The organism is Streptomyces sp. NBC_01439 (assembly GCF_036227605.1).
In the GTDB taxonomy this organism is placed as follows: Bacteria; Actinomycetota; Actinomycetes; order Streptomycetales; family Streptomycetaceae; genus Streptomyces.
The window spans coordinates 308408-326785 of sequence record NZ_CP109487.1; the positions used below are offsets into that span (position 1 = coordinate 308408).

Annotated in this window: 12 protein-coding genes and 3 pseudogenes; 5 read left to right on the forward strand and 10 right to left on the reverse strand. The window is 72.4% G+C overall.

Annotation, left to right across the window (positions count from 1 at the left end):
• Window positions 1-29: 29 nt before the first annotated feature.
• From OG207_RS01490 to OG207_RS01500, 3 genes are all read left to right on the forward strand, one after another.
• Window positions 30-770 carry a tRNA-dependent cyclodipeptide synthase gene (locus OG207_RS01490; protein WP_329095101.1) on the forward strand — a complete coding sequence of 247 codons (741 nt, stop codon included), beginning with the start codon at window positions 30-32 and terminating at the stop codon, window positions 768-770.
• On the forward strand, window positions 760-1944 hold the full coding sequence (locus tag OG207_RS01495; protein WP_329095103.1) for a cytochrome P450: 1185 nt from the start codon (window positions 760-762) through the stop codon (window positions 1942-1944). The genes OG207_RS01490 and OG207_RS01495 overlap by 11 nt, the downstream gene beginning before the upstream one ends.
• A 201-nt stretch (window positions 1945-2145) precedes the next feature.
• The gene (locus tag OG207_RS01500) at window positions 2146-5337 is read left to right on the forward strand and encodes an amidohydrolase family protein (protein ID WP_443072637.1); all 3192 of its coding nucleotides are present in this window, start codon (window positions 2146-2148) and stop codon (window positions 5335-5337) included.
• A 133-nt stretch (window positions 5338-5470) separates the two neighbouring features.
• Here OG207_RS01500 and OG207_RS01505 read toward each other — a convergent pair whose 3' ends face one another.
• A complete protein-coding gene (locus OG207_RS01505; RefSeq protein ID WP_329095107.1) occupies window positions 5471-6685 on the reverse strand; it encodes an IS110 family transposase in 1215 nt (404 codons plus the stop codon).
• Window positions 6686-6928: 243 nt separating this feature from the next.
• Here OG207_RS01505 and OG207_RS01510 point away from each other — a divergent pair, with 243 nt between their 5' ends.
• Window positions 6929-7885 carry a nucleotidyl transferase AbiEii/AbiGii toxin family protein gene (locus tag OG207_RS01510; RefSeq protein ID WP_329095109.1) on the forward strand — a complete coding sequence of 319 codons (957 nt, stop codon included), beginning with the start codon at window positions 6929-6931 and terminating at the stop codon, window positions 7883-7885.
• Between the two features lie 136 nt (window positions 7886-8021).
• On the opposite strand, the gene OG207_RS01515 is transcribed toward OG207_RS01510, so the two are convergent.
• The 7 genes and pseudogenes from OG207_RS01515 to OG207_RS01545 form a co-directional block, all read right to left on the reverse strand.
• Complete coding sequence (locus tag OG207_RS01515) at window positions 8022-8429, reverse strand: DUF4440 domain-containing protein (RefSeq protein ID WP_329095111.1); 408 nt, start codon at window positions 8427-8429, stop codon at window positions 8022-8024.
• Window positions 8430-8500: 71 nt separating this feature from the next.
• The gene (locus tag OG207_RS01520) at window positions 8501-9292 is read right to left on the reverse strand and encodes a class I SAM-dependent methyltransferase (RefSeq protein ID WP_329095113.1); all 792 of its coding nucleotides are present in this window, start codon (window positions 9290-9292) and stop codon (window positions 8501-8503) included.
• Window positions 9293-9485: 193 nt separating this feature from the next.
• A pseudogene (locus OG207_RS43975) lies at window positions 9486-10385 on the reverse strand (hypothetical protein); the annotation flags it as partial.
• Window positions 10382-11050: a hypothetical protein gene (locus OG207_RS01530; protein WP_329095118.1), complete on the reverse strand. Its 669-nt coding sequence runs from the start codon at window positions 11048-11050 to the stop codon at window positions 10382-10384. The gene OG207_RS01530 and the pseudogene OG207_RS43975, both read right to left, overlap by 4 nt.
• A 921-nt stretch (window positions 11051-11971) precedes the next feature.
• A pseudogene (locus tag OG207_RS01535) lies at window positions 11972-12355 on the reverse strand (IS5/IS1182 family transposase); the annotation flags it as partial.
• Window positions 12322-12846, reverse strand: a complete 525-nt coding sequence (locus OG207_RS01540) for a GNAT family N-acetyltransferase (RefSeq protein ID WP_329095121.1) — start codon at window positions 12844-12846, stop codon at window positions 12322-12324. The pseudogene OG207_RS01535 and the gene OG207_RS01540, both read right to left, overlap by 34 nt.
• Window positions 12847-12905: 59 nt before the next feature.
• Window positions 12906-15005 carry a SpoIIE family protein phosphatase gene (locus tag OG207_RS01545; RefSeq protein ID WP_402695189.1) on the reverse strand — a complete coding sequence of 700 codons (2100 nt, stop codon included), beginning with the start codon at window positions 15003-15005 and terminating at the stop codon, window positions 12906-12908.
• 259 nt (window positions 15006-15264) lie between these two features.
• Here OG207_RS01545 and OG207_RS01550 point away from each other — a divergent pair.
• Window positions 15265-15849 (forward strand): annotated as a pseudogene (locus OG207_RS01550) (phosphatase PAP2 family protein); the annotation flags it as partial.
• A gap of 96 nt (window positions 15850-15945) precedes the next feature.
• Here the strand turns inward: OG207_RS01550 and OG207_RS01555 are convergent.
• Entirely contained in the window at window positions 15946-16644 is a 699-nt protein-coding gene (locus OG207_RS01555) for a response regulator transcription factor (RefSeq protein ID WP_329095123.1), read from the reverse strand.
• Window positions 16641-18122 (reverse strand): sensor histidine kinase, encoded by a 1482-nt coding sequence (locus OG207_RS01560; RefSeq protein ID WP_329107394.1) that lies wholly within the window; start codon window positions 18120-18122, stop codon window positions 16641-16643. The genes OG207_RS01555 and OG207_RS01560 overlap by 4 nt, the downstream gene beginning before the upstream one ends.
• Between the last annotated feature and the right edge of the window lie 256 nt (window positions 18123-18378).

The following is an 18378-nucleotide window of genomic DNA, read 5'->3' on the forward strand; positions in this document are numbered from 1 at the left end:
TCGCCGCCACACCCGGGGCACAGGGCCCCATGGGACTAGCGGCGCAAAGGACCCGACCCCTGTTGACGACAGCAACCGAAGTCTTCACAGTCCGGCCGTACACCCCGCATTGCCAGGTGATCAGCACCGAAGGCGATCACGCCGTCATAGGCATTTCCCCGGGGAACAGTTACTTTTCGGCCCAACGTGTCAATGACCTTGCCCATTGGGGCCTGCGCAACTTCGAGCAGGTCGACCTCATCTACACCGACATGCACGTGGCAGAGATGTACGAGGCTCTCGGCTACGGCGAGGACGAAGCCCGTCGCAAGGCGGTGAAGAACCTGCGCGGCGTCCGCGCCAAGGTGAACAACGCCGCCGCGGAGGCCGACCCCACCGGCACCCGCCTCCGCGCCCGCCCGATGTCGTCCCTCACCGACATCCCGGCCTACCGGGCGCTCCACAGCCACCTGACCAGCCTGCTGGACACCGACCCGGATTTCCGCAAGACCAGCAACACACTGGTCGACGCCTTCCTCTCGTCCAAGGTCCTGAACGGGAAGGCCGCCACCACACGGCAGCGCGACGTGTGCTTGGAGTACGTCTGCGCCGAAATGCCGCTCTTCCTCGACACGCCCGCCATCCTCGGCGTGCCGTCGTCCCTCAATTGCTACCACCAGCTCCTGCCCATGGCGGAACTGCTCTACTCACGCGGCTCGGGCCTGCGCGCCTCGCGCAACCAGGGTCACGCCATCATCACCCCCGCCGAAGGAGCTCCCGATGTCCGCTGAGACCCTGCTCGACTTCCCCTTCTCCGCGCGCGGCGACCAGCTCCCGCGCGAGATCGAGGAGCTGCGCGCCGAACCGGTGAAGCGGGTGCGCACGATAGCCGGGGACGAAGCCTGGCTCGTCTCCTCCTATCCGCTGGCCAAGCAGGTCCTCGAAGATCCCCGGTTCAGCCTGAAGGACACCTCGGCCCCCGGTGCACCCCGCCAGTACGCGCTGACGATCCCGCCCGAGGTCGTCAACAACATGGGCAACATCACCGGTGCGGGACTGCGCAAGGCCGTTCTCAAGGCGATCAACCCGAAGACGGACGGGCTCACCGGCTGGATGCGCGCCCAGGCCAACAACCTGGTCGACGGCCTCCTGAGCCACGGGGCACCGGTCGACCTCCGCGCCCAGTTCACCAACCCGTACGCCGAGAACCTCCACTGCCGCATCCTCGGAATTCCCGAGTCCGACGCTCCGCGCCTCGCGGCCAGCCTCGACATCGCGTTCATGAACTCGGCCTGCCCGGTCACCGGCGCCAAGCTGAACTGGGACCGCGACATCGCCTACATGGTGGAGCGCCTCGACGATCCCACCACCACCGGCCTGATCGCCGAACTCGCCGCCCTGCGCGACGACCCCGACTACGACCACCTGACGGACGAGATGCTCGCCACCGTCGGCGTCACGCTGTTCGGCGCGGGGGTCATCTCCACCATGGGCTTCCTGACCATGGCGATCTTCTCCCTCCTCCAGAACCCGGAGATGTGGGAGCGGCTGCGCAAGGAGCCGGAGAAGATCCCTGCCGCCGTGGACGAACTCCTGCGCATCAACCTGTCGATCGCCGACGGCCTGCCCCGGCTCGCGCTGGAGGACGTCACCCTCGGCGACGTCGAGGTGAAGAAGGGCGAGCTGCTGCTCGTCCTGGTCGAGGCCGCCAACACCGACCCGGACGTGTACCCGGACCCGCACGTCGCGGACATCGACCGGCCGAACGCCGCCACGCACCTCTCCTTCGGCGGCGGACAGCACTACTGCCCGGCCACCGCACTCGGCAAGCGGCACACCGAGATCGCCATCGAGGTGCTCCTGGAGAAGATGCCCGACCTGGCCCTCGCCGTGCCGGTCGACCAGCTCGTGTGGCGCACCCGCTTCATGAAGCGCATCCCGGAGCGCCTGCCCGTGCTCTGGTGACCGCGCGGGCGCGCGGGACGACGCGCCTTGCCCGATGGTGGCCCCGGCCGGGGGGAATCCGGCCGGGGCCATCGCCCTGTCCGCCCGGCCCGAACCGACCCGCGGCCGGTTCCTGAGCCGTTGCCCGACCGGGGTCGTGATCGTTTGCGTGGCTGACGGGACATCCGGGGCGGTCATCGACGGACGGGGCGAGTGGTCGGGTTGCGAGTTGCGCGAAGGACCGTACTGCAGGCGGCGTCGGCGGGCGCCCTGACGGCACTGCTCGGCCGCACGTCCGCGGCGGCGGCCGTCCCGGGCAGCGCCGCCGGGGACCTGGTCAGGCTGCGTTTCACCCGGGCGACCAACGGGGCGGCCACGGCCTCCGCCACCGGGGAGCGGGTCATCGCCGAGGTTCAGGGCGTTCTGTGGTTGCTGCCCCGAGACGGTTCGCCCGCGACTCCGCTGACCCCGCCCGACCTGGAACCGGGTCGCCCGGTGTTCTCCCCCGACGGTCGCCAGGTGGCGATGAGCGCCTACCGGGGCGGCACCTTCCACATCTGGGTGATGAACGCGGACGGCTCCGGCCTGCGCCCGCTCACCGACGGTCCGTTCGACCACCGCGCGCCCGCCTGGTCGCCCGACGGCCGCACCCTCGCCTTCTGTTCCGAGCGTGGCGGTGATCCGGTGGCCGGGAGCCCGTACCGGATCTGGACCCTCACCGTGACCGGCGGTCGCCCGCGCCGGCTGACGGGCCTGCCCGGCCAGGACGGCCCCGGTCAGGACGGGGAGTGGGAGGACTTCGATCCGGTCTGGTCCCCGGACGGCTCGCGCGTCCTGTTCGTACGCGCCACGCCCACCGGCGAAACCCTGACCGCCCGGACCATCGCCTCCGTGGCCGCGGAACCCGTTGCCGGGGACCGGGGAGTGGACCCGGTCCGGATCGAGCACACCGTCACCGACGGCAGGCTGCTGGCTCCCGCGCTCTCCCCGGGCGGACGCACCGCCTGGCTGTCCGCTGCTCCCGGACCCCGCAAGGCCGAGACCCTCTCCCTCTTCGCCGACGGCCGTCCGGTCCCCCTCGACGGTGATCTCGCGCCCGCTCCCCCGCGTTGGATCGGCGACGACCGGCTGCTCATCACCCTCGACGGGCGGTTCCGGGTGATCCGCCCCCACCGGGACGGCGGTGACGACGGCCACGAGATCCCCCTCGACGCCACCCTCGAAGTGGTCCGGCCCCGCTACCGGGTCAAGGAGTACGTCCTGGAGGCCGAACGGAGTCTTCCCGTCCGGGGCATCCACCTGCCGGCCCTGTCCCCCGACGGCCGCAGCGTCGCCTTCGCCGCACTGAACGCGCTGTGGGTCGCGCCCGTCACCGGCGGAGCACCCCGCAAGATCGTCCAGGCCCCCGTCACGGCCTACGTCCAGGGACCGGTGTGGAGCCCGGACGGCCGCGCGCTGGTCTACACCGACGACCGCGACGGCCTGAACACCGTGCGCCGCCGGGAACTCGACAGCGGCCGGGAGAGCGTCCTGGCCGCGGGCGGCCGCGTCTACGGGGCGCTGTCGCCGGACGGCACGAGGCTCGCCGCCCTCGACCTCGCCGGGCGGCTCCTCGTCCGCGACCTCGCGACCGGGACCGATACCCCCCTGGTCGCGGCCCTCGGCGGCGGCGGTCTGCCCGGCCCGCCCAGCTGGTCTCCCGACGGCCGCCACCTCGCCCTCTGCGACCGCAACCGGCTCAGCCGACGCTTCCGCGAGGGCTACAACCTCATCCGGATCGTCGACACCGCCACCGGGGCCGACCGCCTGCACGCACTCGCCCCGCACGCCTCGCTCGCGGACCGCTACGCCTCCGGCCCGGTCTGGTCCCCCGACGGCCGCTTCCTGGCCTGCGTCGGCGAGTCGGCCCTGTGGCTGCTGCCCGTCGGCCCCGACGGCGCCCCGACCGGACCGGCCCGGCGCCTGACCGACGAGCCCGCCGACCACCCTTCGTGGTCCGCCGATTCCCGCACCCTGCTCTACCAGTCCTGTGCCCGGCTGCGCCTGCTCGCCCTCGACGCCGCCGGCGCGCCGGCCGGAGCACCCCGGACCGTACCCGTCTCCCTGAACTACCGGCGCCCCGCACCCGTCGACACCGTCGTGCACGCAGGACTGCTGTGGGACGCCACCGGCTCCCCGCCGCGCGCCGACGTCGACGTACTGGTCCGCGGCGGCCGGATCACCGCCGTCGAGCCGCACCGACCGGGCCGCCGCGCCACCCGCACCGTGGACTGCTCCGACGGCACGGTCCTGCCCGGCCTGTGGGACGCGCACGTGCATCCGTACCCCTACACCTACGGGGCGCGCCAGGGTGCGCTGCACCTCGCGTACGGGGTCACGACCGTGGTGTCGCTCGGCGGTTCCGCCTACGAACAGGCCCGGCTGCGCGAGGACGTCCGGGCCGGCCTGCTCGCCGCACCCCGCATGCTGGCGGGCGGGGAGCTCCTCGACGGCTCACGGGTCGCCTACAGCATGGGGCGCGCCCATCGCACGCGCGCCGGGTTCGCCCGCTCGCTGGCCCGGGCCGCCGCGCTGGACTGGGACTTCGTCAAGACGTACGTACGGGCGCCGTACGCGTACATGGCCGAGGCGGCCCGCTTCGCGCACGAGCGGCTCGGTGTCCTGGCCGGCTCCCACCTGTGCGCCCCCGGCATCCGGTCCGGCCAGGACCTGACCACGCACCTGGTGGCCACCGAGCGGGCCGAGTACGGGCACGGCGCCACCCCGCGGGGGCACACCTACCAGGACACCGTGGAGGTCTACACGCACGGCGGCTTCGGCCTGATCGCCACCCCCTTCACGGCCCTCCCGCTGATCGGCGCCGATCCGGCGCTCGCCGACGATCCGCGGGTGGCGTCCCTGATGCCGCCGTGGGACGTGGCGGCCGTCCGGGCCGGGGCCGCCGGGCCGCCGAGCGCGGAGCAGAGCGCGGCGCTGGAGCGGGAGGTCGGCGTCTACCGCCGTGTCATCGAAGGTGGTGGGCGCCTCGCCCTGGGCACCGACGCGCCGCTCACCCCGGTGGGCCTCCACCTCCACCTCGCGCTACGGGCCCTGCACCGGTACGGACTGACGCCTGCGCAGGCCCTGACGACGGTGACCTCGGCCCCGGCCCGGATGTTCGGCGTCGAGGACCGGCTCGGTACGGTCGCGCCCGGCCGGATCGCCGATCTCACCCTGGTCGACGGCGATCCGTTCGCCGACTTCGACGACCTGGTCCGCGTACGGGCGACGGTCCGCGGCGGGATCCTGCGTGAACGCCCGTCCCTGGAGCGCGCCTTCACCCAGTCCGCCGTGCCGCCGGCCCCGGAGCCGGTCGACTGGCGCGCCGTACTGGACCAGATGCTGCGCGACGGCTGCTGTGCACCGCACGTCTAGGTTTTTTCGATCAGGCCCGTTGTCGGGGGTTGCTGGCAGCTTCGATCCCCTGAACGTCGCCCTCACCGGCCCAGCGCAGGCGGTCGACGGTCCGTCGCTGAGGCCCGGCCGGCCCTGAAGCTCCTATTGGCTGTCAAGCGGCGGTGAGCCAGTCGCGGTAGGCGTTGGCGAGGTTGTCGTCGCGGCGGGTGCCGCGTTCGATGCACGAGATGACCGCGGGCCAGACGCCGAAGTGATGGGCGACAGCGGTGAGGGTGATGTTCTTGGCCTGACGTGCTGGCCGCAGGTCCGCGACCTCCGGGACCGTGACCGTGGTGGTGAGGTATCGGAACACCTCCCGGGCGATGGCCCGCTTGAGAAGGCGGATGATTTCCTTCTTGGTCCGGCCGGCCGCGGTCTGCCGGACCACGTAGTCGCGGGTTCGGCTGTCGCTGGCCATGCGGACGAGGGCTATCCGGTAGAGGGCCGCGTTGGCGGCGCGGTCGCCGCCTCGGGAGAGGCGGTGACGGTTGGTCTTGCCGCTGGAGGCCGGGACGGGGGCGACGCCGCACAGGGCTGCGAACGAAGCCTCGGTCCGGAGGCGGTCGGGGTTCCCGCCGGCGGTGATCAGGAGCTGTGCGGCGGTGTCGGGGCCGACGCCGTAGGCGGCACGCAGACCTGGATTGTGTCCGGTGACCACGTCGTCCAGTACGGCCGTGAGCTCGTTGTGCTCGGTGGTCAGAGCCTGGACGCGTCGGGCCAGACTCTTCAGGGCGGTCAGGACAGCGGTGTGGACGGCGTCTCCCGCGGGACGCAGGCGTGCCAGGGCATCGACCAGCGGTTTGCCGTGCAGGGCCCGGTAGCGGGCACGGATGGTGTCGGGGGCGCCGATGAGGATGTGCCCGATCTGGTTCACGGCGGCGGTGCGGGCTTTGACAGTGGACCGGGCGGCATTGTGGAGGGCGCGTATGCCGGTGACGGTCTCGTCCTTGGGGGCGCTGGAGGCTCGTCCGGAGAGTGCGGCGCGGGCGGCGGCGTAGGCGTCGATGGGGTCTGACTTGCCGCTGCGGCGGCGTTCGGCGCGGTCGGGGCGGTTGACCTCGACCACGCTCAGGCCGTCGGCCCGGGCCGCCCGGGTGAACCCGCTTCCGTAGGAGGCGGTGCCTTCGACACCGATCGCGACCACGTCCCCGAGGGCGCCCAAAAACGCGAGAGCTGCCGTGTATCCGGCGGTGGTCGTGGGGAACTCGGCGTCGGCGAGATACCCGCCGTTGTCGGTGACGACCGCGACATGAATGGTGTCGGCATGGGAGTCCACACCGCCGAACACCCACTGGCCGCCCGTGCCCACCGTGCCTGCTGCTGTCATGCTGGAGGCGCCTTCCTAGCCGGAGGTGACACCAGCCAGGTGGGGCAGACAGGACATTGAGGGGGCTTCTGACCAAGCTCCTATCAGGTCATGTTCCACCTGGCCGGAGCCATGAGAACGGGCCCCAGCAACCGGACGGTACAGCCCGAAGACAACCCAGCAGAGCGTCAGTCAGTGGCAGAGCCACGACCACCGGAACCCGCTACGAGTATCAATGTCAGTGGTCGCGCCTACAGTCGCCGCATGACGGCGAACGCCCGGACGGCGGCGGCAGGGCCCGGCCGCGCGGCCCTCGATCATCTCCTGCGGCTGATCTCGGAATCCGCGTGGGGCGACGAGCTGGTCCTGCGCGGCAGCATGGTCATGCCCGCGTGGGTCGGTGGCCGGGCCCGGCCACCGGGTGACCTCGACTTCGTCGTGCCGCGGCCGTCGGCGGTCCCCGTCGACGGGCGGGACCCCCACCCCTACGTCCCGGCGTACGACACCGTGCAGCAGTGGCCGGAGGCCGCCGACGGTGCGGCCCGCTACGAGATCTGGGCGGACGGGGAGGAGGCGTTCGAGACGCGGGGGCTGCGCGCGAACGTCCCGCCGGAGGGCCTGGTCTGGCAACCGGAACCGGAGCCGGCGGATCTCCCGCCGTACGAGGACCTGCTGGAACGGGTGCGTGCCCACCCGCGGGCAGCTGGGGGCGTCCTGCTGGACGCGGACGGGGCGCGCCGGGACGGTACGTGGGCCTACGCGTACACGAACGGCGAGCACGCGCCCGCCGGGATCAGGGTCCTGATCCCGTGGCGGGCGGACTCCGGCCCGGTGGGGGTGGCGCAGTTGGACTTCTCCCGCGACGAGCGGCTGCCCGAGGCACCCGTCTGGACGGCCGTGCCGCGCGGCGACGGCGGGGTCACGGTGGCCCGGACGGCGAGCCGCGAGCTGTCGCTGGCCTGGAAGCTGCGGTGGCTGGTGGCGGACGCCGCGGCCGGGGACGGTCCGCGGTGCAAGGACCTGTACGACGCCGTGCTGCTGGCGGAGGTCCGCCGGGAGCGGCCCCTCCCGGAGCCCCCGTGCCTGGCCGGCGTACAGGTCGCCGAGCGGGCGTGGCGGCACTTCTGCGCGGCCCATCCCGGGGTACGGGGCCTCGCCGCCGACTGGCTCGCCCGACTCCGCACCGCACTGACCCCGGCCCCGGCCCCGACTGACCGATAGGGGCGGTCGGGCGTCGGCCGGTCAGGCTCCGGCGCCGACGGTCCGCCAGCGGCGCAACCCGATTGCGGTCAGTTCGATCAGCTCGCCCCGGGCATGGTCGTGGTGCGTGGGGCGGAATCCGGGGAGGGCGCCGGGCTCAGGGCTGGTGGTCGTACCAGGCGAAGGCCGTGATCCGCCAGCCGTCCCGGGTGCGGACGAACTGGATGGTCTTGGTGCCCGCCCCTTCGAACGGCTTGCCGTCCAGGAGCCCGGACTTGCGGTACTCGCCGAACCGCGACGCGATGTCGCCGGCGATCTCGGTCCGTTCGTAGGTCTCCCACTCGGAGAACTCGGCCAGGCGGCCGCCGGCGCCCAGCAACACGCGGCGCGGCTCGAGGAATTCGTCCACGGTCCAGACCGTGAACTGCGGGCCGGTCATGGTGATCACTGCGTCCGGCAGGACCAGTCGACGGATCCGGTCCAGATCGGCGGCCTTGCCGCCCCGGTTGTCGAAGGCGCCGAAGAACTCCGCTGTCACCACGTCTATTTCGGCCTTGGACGACATGGCGCGAGATTAACACCGGGGGGCGTCGTACGCGTCGGACGGGCCGCATCGGGATCGCTGGGCCCGTCCGATCAGGCCGCGCGCGCCATCGTGATCACCAGGGGCGGCCGTGCCCGCTCCGCCGACCACGCGCGGCCGGCCGTGAAGTCCGCGTCGGCCACGGTCCGCGCCTCGTCGACGGTGGGCCGGTGCTGGACGACGTCCCGGAATCCCGCGCGCTCCAGCAGGGGCGGGAGGACCGGAACGGGCCACGCGTGGTTGCGCACGTCCTGCCAGGTTCCGTCGGTGCGCCGGAGCCGTACGGTCAGTTCGTCGCCCGGCCCGTACGCCCCGCCCGGGTCGCCGATGCGCAGGGAGGCGTACTCCGTGCCGCTGCACGCGGGATCGGTGGTCAGCAGGACGAACGGGGCGGGCGGGCGCAGGAGCCGGCGGATCTCGGTGAACACGCCGAGCACGGCCTCCTCGGTCGGCAGCGAGGCCAGGACGTGGTTGCACATCACCGCGTCCGCGCAGCCGTCCGGCAGGCCGGTCACGCGTCCGGCCTCGACCAGGTGGTACTCGGCCACCGCGGGCGTCGAGCCGCGGGCCAGCGCCAGCATCTGCGGGGAGGTGTCCACCCCCAGCACCCTCGCCCCCAGCCGCCGGGCCGCCGCGTCGGCCACCTTGCCCGGCCCGCACCCGTAGTCCACCAGGACCTCGCCGGCGCCGATCCGGCCGGCCAGGGCCCGGAAGACGAACGGGTACCCGAGCAGCCAGTCCGTGGCCGCCTCCACCGCCGCGAATGCCCGCGCCCCTCCGTGTCCGGACCAGGCGGTGCCGTCTTCGGCGCCGCCGGGCCCGAGTCCCTCCGGCCTGTCGCTCACCGTCCCTACTTCCCCAACCGCACCGCGAGACGCAGCTCCTGTCGGTAGCCGCGCGCGCCGTCGCGCCGGTAGTCGTCCGGCGGGATGGGGGGGCGAACACTTCTTGCTTCCCAGCACGGCTGCCGAAGCTGATCAGACCGAGGATCGCGCCGTCGGCCCCGATCAGCGCCGAGCCTGAATCACCTGGTTGGACGCTCGCCTGATCACTACTCCTGACGCGGATGGCTTCACGCCAGTAGGCCACCCTATCCCCGCCCCCTAGCCAATCGGATTTGATCTCTCCATGCAGCGATTCGATGGTCGAGTACTGAGGCTTTCCGGTTTTCATGCCGATCCATCTCACTGCTTCGCCCACGTGCAGTTCTCTTCTGATCGGCAGCGGCTTGAAGGGCGTGGCGTCGGCTATCACGGCTACGCCGAAGGTCATCTTCTTGCTGCCCACCGGGATCTGACACCACGCGAAGTCGAACACGTTGCGAACGGGCCACAGTTGCGCAATGTCGTACCACGGGAAACTCGCCGGGTATGTCACGACATCGAGGCAGCCGTCGCATCTTCCGATGAGACCTTCCTGCTGCCATGAAGAAACGGGTGCTTGGACGGGTTGATAGACCTGCAGTCCGGGGGCAACCGACCGATCCGCTATCACGTGAGCGTTGGTCAGAAGGCATCTTCTGTTCCTGAACACCGTCATCACTCCGAGTGTGCCTCGACCACGGCGATGGAAGAACGTGTCCCCATCCGGAGCCTGGATCTCGTAGCCGCCCTTGCAGGGCCGCCGATAGCTGTGGAAGTCCTCGCTCAGGGGGCGGATGGGTCCGGTCTCGATCACGTCCGTGGGTACGGACGTGCGCCTGATCGATCCATCCGGCTCGATGACCTCGGTCTCCACCGACTGCGGCACGGGGAAGTGATGTTCCGTCAGGGCGGCCGGGGGCTTCTTCTCGACGACGCCGACGACGATCGCCCGCTGCCCTGTCTCCCGGCCGCCGACGGTCTTGGCAGCCGTGTCGAGCATCACGATGTCCGGGTGGAGGATCCAATGCTCGACTGCCATGTGGACCCTGTCCGCAGGCACCGGTCCGGTACTCATGGCGCGCTCCTGTGCAGCACCGGCCCGGCCGCGGCGGTCGGGGGCGACCAAGACAGTCGCGCCCGCATGTCCGCGGACATCGGGAGCTCCTTCTCCAGGGGACGCGGAGGCAGATCGTCGGGGCTGTGCACGTCGATGACCGCAGGGCTCTCGGCCCCGTAGACGAGTGACGCGAGCGCGTTTCCGGTGGAGTCGAACATGGTCAGCACGTTGGTCAGCTGCCAGTAGAAGCAAGTCCTCGACTTGACGCCCTTGCTGTTGTCGTAGGTCTGGGACACGTAGGCGGTCGTCTCGACATTCGTGCTGGCCTGCTGGAAGGTGGTCGAGTCGTTGCTCAGGCTTGCGGTGAGCGTTGCGGAGACGGGACCCCAGCCGGCCGTGGCGCTGCCCGTGACCGATTCCGCCACATGGGACTGCTCGGAGGTGGTGCTTTCCATACCGGCGGTGGTCGTGTAGCTGATGGTCCTCTTCGCACCTGCGGCGATGCTGTAGGAGTCGGGAAGGCGCTGCCAGTACTGCTCCCGGACCACGACGTTCCCGGTCTCGAGCTCTCCGCAGCCCACCATGATCGATGGAGAGTCCTGCGGGATGATCACTCCGTCACCGGGCTTCGGCGGCAGGCCTATGTCGTTCGGGTCGAGCAGATCGAAACTCGTGATGGTCACGCTGCCGCTTTCGGGGGTTCTGACGGCGGCGGCAAACGCCCCTGTATAGGAGTTCGTGAACAACCAGTACCAATCCGTGCCCGAGTCCTGGCGCGTGTAGCTTTCCTGCCCGTTGGCCGGCAGGAGAACAGTGCCCTCAGGCAGGTACTGGTCCGGGGTCGTTTGGCAGCTGAAGTGGTCGCCCTCGGTACTCAACAGGTACAGGGACAGCGGGATACAGGTCTGATTGGTGAACGTCACGGGATTTCCCGTCGGACTTTCCTTGGAGACAAGCGTGCCGTGGATGGCCTTCTGATACTCACTTCTCATCTGCATGCTGGTTCACCTCTGTCGTGTTGCGAATTCGTTCGCGTCGGACATGGGCTACCTGGCGGCGGGGCGACAGAACAATGAAGGCGGCCGGCCCGTCCGTACGGGGACTGTTTCAGAGGGCTACCTGCACTGCATGGTCCGCGCTCCGCGCTGGTCAGTGCGGTGGGGCCGGCACCTGGGACGGGCGCTCCGCCAGCGGGCATCGGCTTCACACGAGAGGCACCCCGCGAGCACCTGCGTCACGGCCTCCGGAGCAACCATCCAGGGGGACTTCGTGCTCTTCCGTCCGAACCGGACCGTTCTGGTCAGCAGGCTTTTGGGCTCCTATGTCAAGGTAAGCGCGTCTGGATCGCGCGGCAAACTCATCTCGGCTTGGGTGCGGCCCGTCGCTCTCGCGGCTAGGGAAGTCGAAGTTGTCACAGCAGGCGGTCACCCACCCCGGCAGTCGGCCTGAGCACACGATGAGTCGCCAGATAGTGCGGTTTTACCCCTCCGCCACCGGCAACTAGGTTTCGAATCCTGCGCACTTGGTGTCGCCAGCCGACGGTGAGGTTCCCGGCCGATGCGGTCGACGGCCTTGGCGTGGGCCGGATCGGGGATCATGGTGCGGTGCTCGCAACGCAGGCGCAGGAGCCCGAAGTCCGTATCCTCCCGGCCGCGCGGCAGGGGACGTCCGGCCCTCCTGCGGTGCGGGACGATCAGGCCGGTTCCCGGGCAGACGCCGTCCGCGATGACCGTCGTCCCGGCGGCCGCGGGGACGGACTCGCGCCAGACGTGTGCGTCCGCTCGCTGCCCGGTGCCGGGCGGGCGCTCGCGACGGCCAGGCGGCTGTCGGCGTCGATGATGACCTGCACCGTTCGTCGAGAACCGGTAGGTGCGGGAGGAGGCGCCGACCGTGCGGTCGCGGGCCGGAACCGGGGTGCCGTCCACGCGCCAGGACTCAGGCTTCCGCAACCCCCTCAGAGGTCGATCCAGTAGCGCCGCTTGGGGCCGATCAGGGTTTCGCGGACGTCCTCCAACACCCCGCCATTGCCCTCGATCGTGCGGACCGACGCCTCGTTGTCCGGGTCGCAGGTCAGCAGGACCCGGTCCATCCCCAGGACGCGCGCCTCGTGCAGGACGGCCGCCAGGGCCCAGGTGGCCAGGCCCCGGCGGCGCGCCGAGGGCCTGATGCTGTAGCCGATGTGGCCGCCCGCGTCGAGGAGGAAACCGTTCAGGTAGTGCCGCAGGTCGATCGCGCCCAGGTACGTGTCGCCCTCGGCGATCCACCAGTAGGTCGCGTGGACCCGGCCGTGGTCGACCGGCAGGGTGCGGTCCGACTGCCGGCGCAGTCGCTCCACCCAGGCCGCGAAGCCCTCCGGGGTGTCCACGTCGTCGTCGGAGCCGAGCCCGCCGCCGTCCAGATGGGCGTCCGGCCCCCATTCCCGCTGCGCGGCGAGCCAGGAAGCGTGCAGGTGGGGGCTGGGGGCTATGAGCTCGGGCATACCTCGGACCATAACAGTCGGCCGGGTCGGGCTCGTGCGGCAAGATCCGTGAGGACGGCTCAGGCGGAGCCCGTCGGCAGGGGTCGGGCACGGGCGATGACCAGGGCGACGTCGTCGTGGTCGTCCGTGCGGCGCAGTGAGTCCAGGAGGCGGTCGCAGGTCTCTTCCAGTGGACGTCCGGTGTCGGCGAGCAGGGTCAGCAGCAGGTCGAGACGCTCGTCGATGGGCTGGTCGCGGGTTTCGACCAGGCCGTCGGTGTAGAGGACGAGTTGGTCGCCGGGGTCCATGGCGATGGTGGTGGACTCGAAGGGGATGCCGCCCACGCCGAGCGGTGCGCCGGTGGGCAGGTCGAGCAGTCGGGGCCGCCGGCCGGAGCGGATGAGGACGGGGGGCAGGTGTCCGGCGAGGGCGACCCGGCACTGGGCCTCGTGCGGGTCGTAGACGACGTAGACGCACGTGGCGATGGTTTCTTCCAGTGCGGCGGTGGTGTGGTCCAGTTGGTGGAGCACCTGGGGCGGGTCGAGGGCGAGTTCGGCGAGGGTGCGGGTCGCCGTACGCAGTTGTCCCATGCTGGCCGCGGCATTGATGCCGCTGCCCATGACGTCCCCGACCACGAGGACGGTGGTGTCGTTCGGTCCGGCGATGGCGTCGAACCAGTCGCCCCCGATCTCGCTGCTGGCCGCGGCGGGCCGGTAGCGGTAGGCGACTTCCAGGCCGGGCGTGGGTGGCGGGTGGTGCGGCAGCAGGTGGTGCTGGAGGGCGAGGGCGGTGTGGTGCGCGTTGCGGTACCAGCGGGCGTTGTCGATGCACACGGCGGCGCGGGCGGCGAGTTCGCCGGCCAGCACGATGTCGTCGTCGTTGAACGGCAGCGGGTTGCGGGTGCGTTTGAGGTCCAGTGCGCCGAGGACCTCGCCGCGCGCGATGAGCGGCACGGCCAGGTAGGAGCGCAGCCCGGCGCGGCTCAGCAGGTCGGCGGCGGTGCTGTCGCGGGCGATGCGCGAGATGTCCTGGGCCTGCACGTGGGCGACGAGGACCGGGTGGCCGGTCGTCACGGACTGGGTGACCAGCCGGTCCGCGGCGTAGCGGGCGATGTCCCCGGGCGGGTCGGCGGCGCGGACGGCGTCGCTGGGGTAGGCGGCCGCGAGGGCCAGTGCCCGGAACACCGCCGGCTCGTGGGCGGAGGACCTCAGGGTCGGCCGGCCTTCGAGGACGGAGTCGAGGATGTCGACGGCGGCGATGTCCGCGAGCTCGGGCACGACGACGTCGGCGAGCTCCCGTGCGGTCTGGTCGAGGTCGAGGGTGGTGCCGATGCGGACGGTGGCGTCCGCGATGAGGGCGAGACGGCGGCGGCTGCGGGCGATCTCGATGGCCGCCCGGTGACTCTGGGTGACGTCGACCACGGAGGTGGCGAGGCCCAGTACCCGGCCGGTGGCGTCCTCCAGCCGGTAGTACGACACCGACCAGGCGTGTTCGGTGCGGTCCCCGCCGTGGGTGCGGCCGGCCGTGAACTGTTCGAGCAGCGGCGTTCCGGTGGCCAGGACCTGGCGCATCGCCGACTCGGCGGCCTCCGCGTCGTCGAGGAAGGCAAGCGCCTCGCGGACGCCCCGGCCGATGTGCTGTTCGGCGGGGAGCCCGTTGATCCGTTCCAGCGTCGGGTTGACGAGCACGTACCGCAGCTCGGTGTCCAGGACCGCGAGGCCGATCGGGGACTGGGCCACCAGGCGCGCGGACAGGGCGAGGTCCCGCTCCAGCTGGCGCAGCCGGGTCCGGTCGGTCGCGATGCCCAGGGCGAACATGTCTCCGTGCTCGTCGAGCAGCCGCATGTTGCGGAACTCCACCAGGCGGGTGGTGCCGTCCCTGCGCCGTACCGGGAAGGCCCCCGCCCAGTCTCCCGCGCCGCCCATGACGCGCGCGAACAGCTCCGTGACCATACCCACGTGCTCGTTGGCGGCCAGCAGCCGGGCAGCGGGGCGACCGAGCGCCTCCGCCGCCGTCCAGCCGAACAGCTGCTCGGCCTGCGGGCTCCACAGCGCGACCCGTCCTTCGGAGTCGAGGACGACCGCCGCGACGTTCAGGACGTCGAGCAAACCGCTCGGCGGGGAGACCCCGGCCATGCCGGGTCTGATCCCACCGGTCCCCGCCCCGTCGATCGCACTCATCGGCGACGCTCCTTCCGGCATCGTCGGTCCGCCGCCGCCCGCCGCCACCCGCCCTGGGGCGGTCCGAGGCGTACGGCTTCCTCTCATCGTGCCCCCGAACCTGCCCGGCAGCGTCCGGAGCGTCTCCGCCAGGGCCGCCGCGCACCGCCGCCCGCGCGTCACGCACGGAACGGCGGACGTCGCAACCCGACCTTCGTCGGGGTCCTGGCGGGCCGTTCAGCCGGGGCGGGCGGGACCCTGCGTTCCTACGGTCGGGACCATGGAATCGAACACCCGATACGGATGGGCCCGACGGCTGCCGCTCGCCGCGACGACGGCCGGGGCGGGCGCCGCAGCCGTCGCCTGGGCGGCTCCCGGTGGGGCGCTGGGCACGAACGAGCCGGTACGCGTCACGGAGGGCGCCTCGGCACTGGCCTACCGGTCACTCGCCCGGAGCGTGGCGGAGGACTGGCCGGCCTGGGCCGGGACGGCCCTGGAGGCGGCGAGCGAGGGCACCCTGGTGGTCCTGGGCCTGCTGCTGCTCGCGGCGGGCCTGGGCTCTCTGCGTCGTCGTGACGCGCCGGGCGCGGCCGGGGTGGCCCTGGCGGCCGCCGGAACCGTGGCGGCCTACGCGCTCAGCGAGGCGCTGAAACTCCTGGTCGACGAGGAACGACCCTGCCGGGCCGTGGCCGGGGCCCTGGCGGTCGCGCCGTGTCCCGCGCCGGGCGACTGGTCGTTCCCGAGCAATCACGCCACCCTCGCCGCCGCGCTGGCGGTCGGGGTGACTCTCGTACGCCCCCGGCTGGCGGCCCCGGCCCTGCCGGTGGGCGTGGCCGCCGTCCTGCTGCGGGTCCTGGTCGGCGTGCACTATCCGCACGACGTCCTGGCGGGCGCGGCGCTCGGGGCGGCCGCCGTGCTGACCGTACGGATCCTCCTGCTGCCCGCCGCGGGACGCGCGGCGTCAGCGCTCCTCGTAGGGAGCGCTGCCCACGGGCGGCACCGGGACCGCTCCGGCCTCGTGGGCGACCACCGCCGCCGCGGCCCGGTTGTCGACGCCGAGGCGGGCGAGGATCGAGCTGACGTAGGCCTTCACCGTTCCCTCGGCCAGGTGCAGGCGGCGCGCGATCTGCCCGTTGGACAGTCCGCCGCCCAGGAGGCCCAGCACGTCCCGTTCCCGCGCGGTCAGGGCGTCGACACGGGCACGGGCCGCGGAGCGGCGGCCCGCCCGGGCGCCCGCGCCGTCGGCCGCGAGATGGGCGACGACCCGGGCCGCGACCTTCGGTGACAGGTAGGCGGCGCCCTCGGCGACCGCCCGCACACCGGCCTGCAGCTCCTCCGGATCGCCGGACTTGACCAGGAAGCCGGTGGCGCCCTCGCCGAGCGCGCGCAGGATGTAGTCGTCCTCGCCGAACGTCGTCAACATCACGACTCCGGTCGCCGGTACGGTCCTTCGTATCTCGGCGGCGGCCGCAATGCCGTCCGTGCCCGGCATCCGGATGTCCAGTACGGCGACGTCCGGGCGGTGGTGCTGCACGAGCCGCACCGCCTCGTGGCCGTCGCCGGCCTCGGCGACGACGGTGATGCCGGGATCGGTGGCGAGGACGGCGCGGACACCCGCGCGGATCATCGGCTCGTCGTCGGCGATCAGGATCCGGATCATCGGACTTCCCTCCCGGTGAAGGTGTCGGTGGAGACGAGCCGGCCGGCGCGGAAGCAGAGCCGGTAGATGTCGCCCGAGCGGTCGTCGAAGGGATCGGCGGTCTGTACGTAGAACTCGCAGGCCGCACCGGCCGGTTCGGGGGCGGGTCCGGCCGGCCGGCGGCTCGTCTGCGATGGCGGCAGGTACGGCGCCACCTCGGTACGGGGCTGCCCGACGCTCAGCCGGGCGTGGTCCTGCGGGGCGAGGACCGACTGTCGGGCCGTCACGGTGTCCCAGGCCCGCACCCCGACCACGAGCACGGCCGCCGTGGAGAGCGGCACCAGCACGGCCGCGACGGCGGTGCGGCGCAGCCGACGGCGGGCGCTGCGGTGCTCCGGGGGCAGTACGCCGCCCGGGCGGGCGGGATCGGCGGGGGGCGACGGGGTCGTTCCGGGCCGGTGCGGGAGCACGGCGCGCACGGCGAAGCCGTCTCCCTCGGGGCCCGCGGTGAAGGAGCCGCCGGCCAGCCGGACCCGTTCGTCCAGGCCGATGAGCCCTAGTCGGTGGGGCTCGTCGGGGGCGCCCGGGAGCGGGGCGCCGGGTGCCGGGCCGCGGACCGGCCCGTTCCGCACGGCGACCTCGGTCCGGCCCGCCCCGTCCGCCGTGCCCACCCCGTGGCGGACGACGACCGTGGCGCGGGAAGCGGGCGCGTGCTTGGCGACGTTCGTCAGCGCCTCCTGGACGACCCGGTACGCGGCCAGGTCGACGGCCCGCGGCACCGTCACGTCCGCCGGTTCCCCCTCCACCTGCAGCCGGACGTCGAGTCCCGCCCCGGCGGCCCGGTCCACGAGGCCTCCGATCGCGGCGAGCCCGTTCGCCGCTCCGCTCTGCGACCCGGGCGCCGGGTCCGAGGGTTCGCGCAGAACGCCGATCACCTCCCCGAGCCGGTCCACGGCGGCTCCCGCCCTGGTTCGGATGTCGCGCGCGGCGATGCGGTGGGCCTCGGGGAGGCCGGGGGCCAGCTGCAACGCTCCCGCCGACAGGGCGACGAGGCTGAGTTCGTGGCCGAGGAGGTCGTGCATGTCCTGCGCGATCCTGGTCCGTTCGCGCAGTCGGGCCCGTTCGGCGAGCAGGCGCTGTTCCCGCTCTAGCCGCGCGGCCCGCTCCCACCCGGCGCGCACCAGTTCGCGGTACTGGCGCTGGAACCGGCCCGCGAACCACGGGAACACCGCCGCGGCGAGCAGCGTCAGTGCGCACCGGGTCGCCCACGCGAGCCACCCCGGTACCAGGATCACGACGGGCACGGCCGTCACGAGCAGCACGGTCAGGGCCACCGCCGCGCTCCGTCCGGGCCCCGGTCCGCGGCCGGCGAGGTAGGCGCTGACCACCGCCGCCGTCCCCCACCACGGGTCGGTCACGCTCGCGCCGACGGCGGCGACCGCCGCGGTGAACAGCGCGGCGGACACGACCGGTTGCGGGACCCGGGGCACGATGATCATTGATCTCACGCACCCGACCCTACGGAACTCCCCCGGACCGGCGGCACTGCCGAAGGTCTACCTTCGGACCCCATCGGTCCGGACAGCTGGTCGCCGCCGGGTCGCCGCGGCCCTCGGCGGGCCGAGCCGGGGCGGGATCGGCGATCGGCGATGGCGATGGCGATGGCGATCGGCTCCGCGGAAAGGCCCGGTGGGCGTACCGGTGGGCGGGCCCGGCCGTACCGGCGTCGGGGTCCCGACCGCGTAGGCTCGGCGG